General features: G+C 70.8%; 8 protein-coding genes. 6 read left to right on the top strand and 2 right to left on the bottom strand.

Features of this window, described 5'->3' with window-relative positions:
• The first annotated feature begins 192 nt into the window (after positions 1 to 192).
• The 4 genes from ACFVX9_RS23365 (at position 193) to ACFVX9_RS23350 (ending at position 2828) form a co-directional block, all read left to right on the top strand.
• Positions 193 to 1131 (top strand): helix-turn-helix domain-containing protein, encoded by a 939-nt coding sequence (locus tag ACFVX9_RS23365; RefSeq protein ID WP_380486507.1) that lies wholly within the window; start codon positions 193 to 195, stop codon positions 1129 to 1131.
• Positions 1094 to 1225: a DUF397 domain-containing protein gene (locus tag ACFVX9_RS23360; protein WP_380486509.1), complete on the top strand. Its 132-nt coding sequence runs from the start codon at positions 1094 to 1096 to the stop codon at positions 1223 to 1225. Before ACFVX9_RS23365 ends, ACFVX9_RS23360 begins: the two co-directional genes overlap by 38 nt.
• A 19-nt stretch (positions 1226 to 1244) precedes the next feature.
• Positions 1245 to 1436, top strand: coding sequence for a DUF397 domain-containing protein (locus ACFVX9_RS23355; RefSeq protein WP_387983267.1), 192 nt, complete (start codon positions 1245 to 1247; stop codon positions 1434 to 1436).
• Positions 1437 to 1568: 132 nt separating this feature from the next.
• Positions 1569 to 2828, top strand: coding sequence for a hypothetical protein (locus ACFVX9_RS23350; RefSeq protein WP_380486513.1), 1260 nt, complete (start codon positions 1569 to 1571; stop codon positions 2826 to 2828).
• 41 nt (positions 2829 to 2869) lie between these two features.
• On the opposite strand, the gene hrpB is transcribed toward ACFVX9_RS23350, so the two are convergent.
• Together hrpB and ACFVX9_RS23340 are read right to left on the bottom strand one after the other, a co-directional pair.
• Complete coding sequence (hrpB, locus tag ACFVX9_RS23345) at positions 2870 to 5362, bottom strand: ATP-dependent helicase HrpB (protein ID WP_387983272.1); 2493 nt, start codon at positions 5360 to 5362, stop codon at positions 2870 to 2872.
• Positions 5363 to 5435: 73 nt separating this feature from the next.
• Positions 5436 to 6290, bottom strand: a complete 855-nt coding sequence (locus ACFVX9_RS23340) for a class I SAM-dependent methyltransferase (protein WP_380337935.1) — start codon at positions 6288 to 6290, stop codon at positions 5436 to 5438.
• A 414-nt stretch (positions 6291 to 6704) separates the two neighbouring features.
• Between ACFVX9_RS23340 and rpsA the strand changes: the two genes are divergently transcribed.
• Both rpsA and ACFVX9_RS23330 read left to right on the top strand, forming a co-directional pair.
• Complete coding sequence (gene rpsA, locus ACFVX9_RS23335; RefSeq protein WP_063347134.1) at positions 6705 to 8195, top strand: 30S ribosomal protein S1; 1491 nt, start codon at positions 6705 to 6707, stop codon at positions 8193 to 8195.
• 247 nt (positions 8196 to 8442) lie between these two features.
• On the top strand, positions 8443 to 8658 hold a 216-nt coding region (locus tag ACFVX9_RS23330), incomplete at its 3' end, for a hypothetical protein (RefSeq protein WP_387983266.1).

The following is an 8658-nucleotide window of genomic DNA, read 5'->3' as shown; positions in this document are numbered from 1 at the left end:
GGGGCGGTGGGCGGTACGGATTTTGAGCATGGCGGGGCACCTCAAGGGGGCGGATGGGGGAGCGCGAGGGTAGTGCGCAATCACGCTGTGCATGCGAATGATTGCGCTCTGGTGTCAATCATCGAGGGTCCAGAGGTACGGTGATGGCCGAAATCGGGTGCCAGGGGCACGTGGTGCGTGAGGGGGACGGCTGTGGCACATCGGCGGTTCAAGCGGGAGTTGACGGCCAGTTCGGCTGAGTTGTTCGGCGAGGAGCTGCGGTTCTACCGGGAGCTGGCCAGCTACACCCAGGAAGAGCTGGGCAAGCTGCTGCACTGCAGCCGGACGAACATCACCCGGTACGAGACCGGTCAGCGCCGCATGCCGCCGGAACTGGTGGAGAAGGCCGATGAACTGCTCAACACGGGCGGTGCGTTGAGGCGGATCTGGGGGAAGGTGGACTGGAACGCTCAGGTTGAACACCCGGATTGGTTTCAGACCCATGCAGACATGGAGTCCGAGGCGCTCGGTGCCCGTGTCTACCAGTGCGGATACATGCATGGCTTGCTGCAGTGTCGGGAGTATGCGCAGGCGCTGTTTGCGGCTGGTGGTTCGACAGCGCTGATTGAGGAGCGAACGACTGCACGATTGGCTCGGCAGCAGCGGTTCCTCGTGCAGGACGGCCCCTTACTTCTGGCTGTTCTTGACGAAAGTACGATTCGGACGGTCATCGGCGGGCCCGAGGTGATGTATCGGCAGATGGAACACCTGCTGGCCATCTCAGAGCTATCGAACGTGATCATTGAGATCGCGCCGTTCGCGGACCGTAGGACCGTCATCCCCACGTCGATGGTCCTACTGGAGATGCCCGACGGGCAGAACTACGTCTACTCGGAGAGCTTGGATCGAGGGCATCCGAGCAATGATCCGGAAGTCGTCGCTGCACACCGGCGCGTCTATGATCGGCTTCGCAGTGAGGTACTCCCAGGGAGTAACTCGCTTGCGCTGATCCGTGATGCGCTGGAAGGGTACAAGGATGACGCGAAACGAGCTCGCCAGAGCCGTCTGGCGGAAGAGCAGCTACAGCGCTCCCAACGGCGGAGACTGCATCGAGGTGGCCCCCGGATTCCCCGGCCTCGTCCCCGTGCGTGACTCCAAGGACCCGCAGGGCCCGGCTCTCGTTTTCCCGGCCGCCGCCTGGGAAGCCTTCGTGATGGCCGTCCGTGAGGGCGACTTCCTAGCGTAAGACCTCCGAGGAGCTGGCGATGGTGACCTGGCGCAAGAGCAGCTACAGCGCGGATCACGGGGGCGAGTGCATCGAGGTGGCCCTCGGATCTCTTCCAGCCGGCATCCCGGTGCGCGACTCCAAGGACCCGCACGGGCCGGTGCTCGTCTTCCCGGCCTCGGCTTGGACGTCTTTCCTCTCCTCCGTCCAGGCCGGTGACTTCCCGGAGTAGTGATCCGCTGACGGGGGCGCGTCGCTTTCCGCGTGCGCCTGCCGCCGCCCGGAACGCGCCTTCTGACCAGGCGAGACGTGGATCGGTCCCTACGCTGGGTGTCGGCCCGCCAGCCTCGTCGAAGGACCGCGTATGCGCCGCTCCCGTCTCCTGTTGTCCCTGGCCCTGTCCGCCGTGACCGCCTCCGCCCTCGTCGCCGCCGATGCCGCGCCGGACGGGCAGGACGGGCCGGTCCCGTCGGTCAGCCTGCCGGTGCTCCGCGACCCGCAGGCCCAGCAGAAGCTCCACCGCATGACGGACCCGGTGCAGGACTGGGTGGAGTCCGGCGACCGGGCGGCGGACGGCTACGCCGGGACCGTGATCGACGCGTCGAACCAGCACGCCGACATCTACTGGAAGGGCGAGGCCCCGGCCGAGGTCCGGGCGCTGCTCGACGCGAACGCCGGCCCCGGCTACACCGTCGACGTTCACCAAAGCCCTTACTCCCGTGCCGAGATGCGCGCCGCGATCGACCGGTTCACCGCCGCTGTGGCGCCCGAGACATGGACGTCGATCGGCCCGCAGGAGGACGGCACCGCCATCGCGATCACGTACGTGCCGACGAAGGCGACCCGGCCGACCGGCGGCGCCACGACCGAGCAGGCGTACTCCCGGACGGCCGCCGAGATCGCCGGGATGCCGGTGACGGCCACCGTCGAGGGCATCCCGGCAGCGCTGTCCGGCAGCCGGCACTCCGACAGCGCGCCGTACTACGCGGGCGCCGAAGTCAACACGGGCAAGGCCTCGTTCTGCTCGACCGCGTTCAGCGGTTGGAAGGACGGGACGAAGGTGCTGCTGACCGCCGCACACTGCGGCAGCGGCCGGTACTACAACGGCACCAGCGGCTACATCGGCGACCTGTACGCGATCGGCGACGGTTTGGACGTCGGCATGATCGGGATCAACGGCAACGGCGCCGGCCGGTTCTACGACGGTGCCTGGTCGGACAGCGGCGGTTCGTCGCGACGCACGTACGGGGTCGGACGCAACAACGTGGGGGACCTCGTCTGCCTCAGCGGCGCCCAGTCGGGGTGGAAGTGCGACGTGGAGGTCAAGAAGGTCGATGTCGAGACGACGAACGACGAGGGGACGAAGATCAAGCCGGTGGACGTCGCGGAGTCGAAGGGTGGTGACCGTCGGGCGATCGGCGCGAAGGGTGACAGCGGCGGCCCCGCACTCGCCAACCCGTCCGGCGCGAACGGCGACATGGAGGCTCGCGGCGTGATCGTGGCCGGAAGGTCGGCGGTCGGCTGCCCGGCTGGATCGACGGCCCACTCGACGACCTGCTACGCGCAGGTGCTCTACGTGCCGATGACGCCGGTGGTGAGCCAGATGGGCTTCTCGATCTCCTGACGGCAGCACGAGCGGGGAACCCCCCCCGTCGAGGAGGAGTGTCAGTTCCGCGGGTTGAGGCGGCGGGTGGGCTCCGCCGTCGACGGGTCCTCGGGCCAGGGGTGGCGGGGGTAGCGGCCTCTCAGCTCTGCGCGGACGGCGCGGTAGCCGTTGTGCCAGAAGCTCTCCAGATCACCGGTGACGGCGGCGGGGCGCCCGGCGGGAGACAGCAGGTGGATGGTGAGGGGGACGCGGCCGGCGGCCAGGGCGGGGGCCGCCGTCCAGCCGAAGAGTTCTTGCAACTTGACTGCGAGAAAAGGGCGTTCGGTGCTGTAGTCGACTCGTATCTTCGAGCCGGACGGCACGGTGATGCGCTCGGGGGCCAGCTCGTCCAGGCGGCCCGCCTCGCCGGTGGCCCAGGGGAGCAGACGCTGCAACGCCGCCGTGGTGTTGATGCGGGCGAGGTCGGCGCGGCGACGGGCGCGGGAGAGTTCGGGCTCCAGCCATTCGTCGGCGCGTTCCAACAGTGCCTCGTCGGAGACGTCCGGCCAGGGGTCGCCCAGAGCGGTGTGCAGGAAGGCGAGGCGTTCGCGCAGGCCGGGGGAGGGCCAGGTGAGGAGGGCGGAAACGCCCTCGCGGGCCAGGCCTTCGAGGATGGCGGTGCGGACGAGGGCCGGGTCGGGGCGGCTGAGCGGCTTCTCGGCGAGTTCGATCGCGCCCAGCGACTCGACCCGGCGGGAGACGACCTCGTCGCGGCGGGTGTCCCAGTGAACTTCCTCGCGGGATTCGAGCAGCGAGGCGCCGGCGAGCCGGGCGGTGTCCTCGTCCAGTGCCGCCGCGTGCAGGATGCGGGCGGAGTGGGAGCCGGCCGGGCGGTCGGCGGCTGCGATGGCGAGCCACGGGAGTGCGCCGAGGGCGGTGCCGGGCGCGAGTTCGGCCGCCGTCCCGGAGGCCATCAGGTACGGGCTGCGCTCTCCGGGGGCGGGGCGCTCTACCCGGGCGCGGGCGATGCGTTCGGGGAAGGCGAGGGCGACGACGAGGCCGGCGGCGGTGGTGTCGGGCAGTTGAGTGGCGGCCTCGGAGCCGGCGGCGCGCAGGAGGCGGCGGACTTCCTCGCGCCAGCGGCCGGCGTAGGGGTCGCTGGAGGAGCGGACCGTCCGCCAGACCGCGCCGAGGTCGTCGCCGAGGGCGCGCGGCGGTTCCTCGGAGAGCAGGGCGACCACCTCGGCCGCTCGACGGGCGCCGACGGCAGGGGCGCCGTCGACGAGCGCGCGGCCCAGCCGGGGGTGCAGCCCGGTGCGGGCGAGGCGGACGCCGCGCGGGGTGGCCCGGCCGTCGGTGTCGACGGCGCCGAGGGCCTGGAGGGTCTGCCGGGCGGCGGCCATCGCCCCGGCGGGTGGGGCGTCGGGCAGGGCGAGGCCGGTGGCGTCCGGGTCGCCCCAGCAGGCGGCCTGGAGAGCGAACGTGGTGAGGTCGGCGAGGGCGATCTCGGGGGTGGGGAAGCGGGCGGCGAGGGCGTCCTCGGCCTCGTTCCAGCAGCGGTACACGGTGCCGGGGGCCTCGCGGCCCGCCCGGCCGGCGCGCTGGCGGGCGGCGGCGAGGGAGGCGCGGACGGTGACCAGGCCGGCGAGGCCCCGGGCGTGGTCGGTGCGCGGTTCGCGGGCGAGCCCGGCGTCGACGACGACGCGGACGCCGGGCACGGTGAGCGAGGACTCGGCGACGGCGGTGGCGAGCACGACGCGGCGGCCGTCCGAGGGGGTGAGGGCGGCGTCCTGGACGGCCTGCGGGGCGCGGCCGTGGAGTTGCAGGACGTCCGCCGCCACGGTGGACAGCTGCCCGGCGACACGGCTGATCTCGCCGACGCCGGGCAGGAAGCAGAGCACGTCGCCCTCCTGTTCGGCGAGGGCCCGCCGGACGGTGGCGGCGACGTGGTCGAGCAGCGCCGGGTCGACCCGGGTGCCGTGGGCGGGCCGGACGGCGCGCGGCGGCGGCGCCCACACCGTCTCGACCGGGTGGGAGACCCCGTGCGCCTCCACCACCGGCGCGCCGCCGAGGAGTTCGGCCCAGGCCTCGGTGTCGGAGGTGGCCGAGGCGCAGACCAGCCGCAGTTCGGGCCGCAGTGCCGCCCGGACGTCGAGGAGGAACGCGAGCGCGGTGTCGGCGTCCAGGTGGCGTTCGTGGCACTCGTCGAGGACGACCACGTCGACGCCGGGCAACTCCTGGTCGCGCTGGAGCCGTTGCAGCAGTACCCCGGTGGTGACCACCTCGACCACCGTCTCCGGGCCGACGCGACGGTCGCCGCGCACGGTGTAGCCGACCCGCCCGCCGACCGCCTCGCCGAGCAGCCAGGCCATCCGCCGGGCGGCGGCCCGGACGGCGAGCCGGCGCGGTTCGGCGACCAGCACGCGGAGCGTCGGACGCCCGGGATCGAGCAGCCCGGCGAGCGCGAGCGGCACCAGGGTCGTCTTGCCGGTGCCGGGCGGGGCGGCGAGGACGGCGGTGCCGGGCCCGTCCAGCGCGTCGTGCAGGGCGGGCAGGGCACTGCGGACGGGCAGTTCACGCCAGGCGGGGTTAAGCGAGGCGGGGTTAAGCGGGGCGGGGTTCGGCGAGGCGGGGTTCGGCAAGGCGTCAGCCCCGTTCGGCGACGAAGATCGCGGTGCCGGGGATCAGCCGCCCGCGCAGCGGGGACCAGCCGCCCCACTCCTGCTCCAGGCCGGCCGGCCACTCGGGCTCGACCAGGTCGGTCAACCGGAAGCCGGCGCCGACGAGTTCGCGGACCCGGTCGCCGATGGTGCGGTGGTGTTCGACGTAGCTGGCGCGCCCCTGCTCGTCCTCCTCGACGTAGGGGGTGCGGTCGAAGTAGGAGGAGGCGGCGGTGAGGCCCTCGACGCCGGGCTCGTCGGGGAAGGCCCAGCGGATCGGGTGGGTGACGGAGAACACCCAGCGGCCGCCGGGGCGCAGCACCCGGTGCACCTCGCGCATCAGGGCGGAGGTGTCGGCGCTGAACGGGACGGCTCCGTAGGCGGAGCAGGCGAGGTCGAAGGAGGCGTCGGCGAAGGGCAGGACGGCGGCGTCGGCCTGGACGACGGCGACGGGGGTGGCGCCGCGGCCGAGGTCGATCCGGCGGGAGTGCTGGAGTTGGCGGTGGGAGATGTCCAGGGCGACGGGGCGGGCGCCGCGGCCGGCCAGCCAGCGCGAGCACTGGGCGGCGCCGGCGCCGATCTCCAGTACGTCCTTGTCCGCGACCTCGCCGAGGAGGTGGGCGTCGGCCTCGTCGAGGCCTTCGGGGCACCAGGTGAAGCGGTCGTCGCCGAGGAACTCCCCGTGCTCGTCCTGGTACTCGTCGGCGTTGCGGTCCCACCAGTGCCGGCTGGCCCGGCTGCTCTCCCCGGTGCCGGCCGCGCGCCGTACCGCGTCGTCGCCGTCGCCGTCAAGATCATGCAGGTCGGACTGGGGGGTGGTGGCCACGGTGATAATGCCCATCGCGTAGGGTGTGGAGTGCGGAAGCGCCGCTGCCGAGACCGGGCCCGTCAAGGACCCGATCCTGGCGGTGGCATCCGGGGAAGGGCCCCCTTCGGGCGCCACCGCAAGGTGCGCAATCGGAGGATATGGCCTGATCCATACCGGGCTCCACCGTCTTGCCGCTCTTGGCGTTGACCGTGCCTGGCCGTCCCCGTATGCTACAAGTTGCGCTGCGGGCCTGCGCGCCTCAGACGGAGCAGGTCGCGCTCGCATCTGTCGAAGACCCCACGGTCGCAAGACGGACGCCGGATTTCTCGCTGTGCGGGAATGCCGGTGCGCCGTGTTCTTGGCTGTCCGGCTTTCGGTGGGAGCGATACGGGCCCTCCGCGTGGCATTACCTACGACTTTCATGTCCGTACCGGAGCCCTTTTCCTAATGACGAGCCCCACCGACTCCTCCCTCAGCACCACCCCGCAGGTCGCGGTCAACGACATCGGCGACGCCGAGGCGTTCCTCGCCGCCATCGACGAGACCATCAAGTACTTCAACGATGGCGACATCGTCGAGGGCGTCATCGTGAAGGTCGACCGTGACGAGGTCCTCCTCGACATCGGTTACAAGACCGAGGGCGTCATCCCGTCCCGCGAGCTCTCGATCAAGCACGACGTCGACCCGCACGAGGTCGTCGCCGTCGGTGACAACATCGAGGCCCTGGTTCTCCAGAAGGAGGACAAGGAGGGTCGTCTCATCCTGTCCAAGAAGCGCGCTCAGTACGAGCGTGCCTGGGGCACGATCGAGAAGATCAAGGAAGAGGACGGCATCGTCACCGGTACCGTCATCGAGGTTGTCAAGGGTGGTCTCATCCTCGACATCGGCCTCCGTGGCTTCCTGCCGGCCTCGCTCGTCGAGATGCGCCGCGTCCGCGACCTCCAGCCCTACGTGGGCAAGGAGCTCGAGGCCAAGATCATCGAGCTGGACAAGAACCGCAACAACGTGGTCCTGTCCCGCCGTGCCTGGCTGGAGCAGACCCAGAGCGAGGTCCGCCAGACCTTCCTCACCACCCTCCAGAAGGGCCAGGTGCGCTCCGGCGTCGTCTCCTCGATCGTCAACTTCGGTGCCTTCGTGGACCTGGGTGGCGTCGACGGCCTGGTGCACGTCTCCGAGCTGTCCTGGAAGCACATCGACCACCCGTCCGAGGTTGTCGAGGTCGGCCAGGAGGTCACCGTCGAGGTTCTCGACGTTGACATGGACCGCGAGCGCGTCTCCCTGTCGCTGAAGGCGACCCAGGAGGACCCGTGGCAGCAGTTCGCCCGTACCCACCAGATCGGCCAGGTCGTTCCGGGTAAGGTCACCAAGCTGGTTCCGTTCGGTGCGTTCGTCCGCGTGGACGAGGGCATCGAGGGTCTGGTCCACATCTCCGAGCTGGCCGAGCGCCACGTGGAGATCCCGGAGCAGGTCGTCCAGGTCGGCGACGAGATCTTCGTCAAGGTCATCGACATCGACCTCGAGCGTCGTCGCATCAGCCTGTCGCTCAAGCAGGCCAACGAGGCGCTGGGTGCCAACCCGGCCGAGGTCGAGTTCGACCCGACCCTGTACGGCATGGCTGCCTCGTACGACGACCAGGGCAACTACATCTACCCGGAGGGCTTCGACCCCGAGGCGAACGACTGGCTGGCCGGCTTCGAGAAGCAGCGTGAGGAGTGGGAGCGCCAGTACGCCGAGGCGCAGTCCCGCTTCGAGCAGCACCAGGCCCAGGTCATCAAGAGCCGTGAGGCCGACGCCGAGGCCGCTGCCGAGGGTGGCGACGCTGTCGCCGCCGCTGCCGGTGGCTCCTACTCGTCCAGCAGCGACGAGGGCTCCGGCGCTCTCGCCTCGGACGAGGCCCTGGCGGCCCTGCGCGAGAAGCTGGCGGGTGGCCAGAGCTGAAGCTCTGACCCGCTGCCAGTACCTGGCGCATAGCTGAACGGTGGGCCCCACCCGGAGAAATCCGGGTGGGGCCCATTTCGTTTTCCGCCTTTGGCCGGGGCCTTTTGCTTCACGTTCTTTCGTTTTTCGCCTTCACTTATTTGTGGTTTATGTGAAGGAATTATGTGAGATGTGGCTCATTGTCCGTCTATAGGTCGAACACCGGGTTGCACCTACATTGAGGGGAGCTGCCCGAAAGGCCTCCTTCATGCGCAACGCTCCCACCGCTGCCGGCGACCCCGCGGTCCCCGGGCGGCTCGCCGCCCTCGGCCGGTTCTGCTTCCGCCACCGCCGCTGGGTGCTCGGCCTCTGGGCCGTCGTCCTGGTCGTGGGCGTGCTGATCGGCGGCCGGGTCTTCGAAGGAACGGTGGCCGGCGCCTCCTCCGCCACCGCCGAAGCCGACCGGGGCAGCGCGGTGGTCGCC

This window comes from Kitasatospora sp. NPDC058243 (assembly GCF_042882025.1).
GTDB lineage: Bacteria > Actinomycetota > Actinomycetes > Streptomycetales > Streptomycetaceae > Kitasatospora.
Note: the sequence above shows the minus strand (reverse complement) of the source record. Positions and strands in the feature narration are given on the sequence as shown.

Bases quoted from the DNA above. Each gene is read 5' to 3' on its own strand.
- ACFVX9_RS23355 (WP_387983267.1), top strand. From the start codon at position 1,245: ATGGTGACCTGGCGCAAGAGCAGCTACAGCGCGGATCACGGGGGCGAG.
- ACFVX9_RS23350 (WP_380486513.1), top strand. From the start codon at position 1,569: ATGCGCCGCTCCCGTCTCCTGTTGTCCCTGGCCCTGTCCGCCGTGACC.
- ACFVX9_RS23340 (WP_380337935.1), bottom strand. From the start codon at position 6,290: ATGGGCATTATCACCGTGGCCACCACCCCCCAGTCCGACCTGCATGAT.
- rpsA (WP_063347134.1), top strand. From the start codon at position 6,705: ATGACGAGCCCCACCGACTCCTCCCTCAGCACCACCCCGCAGGTCGCG.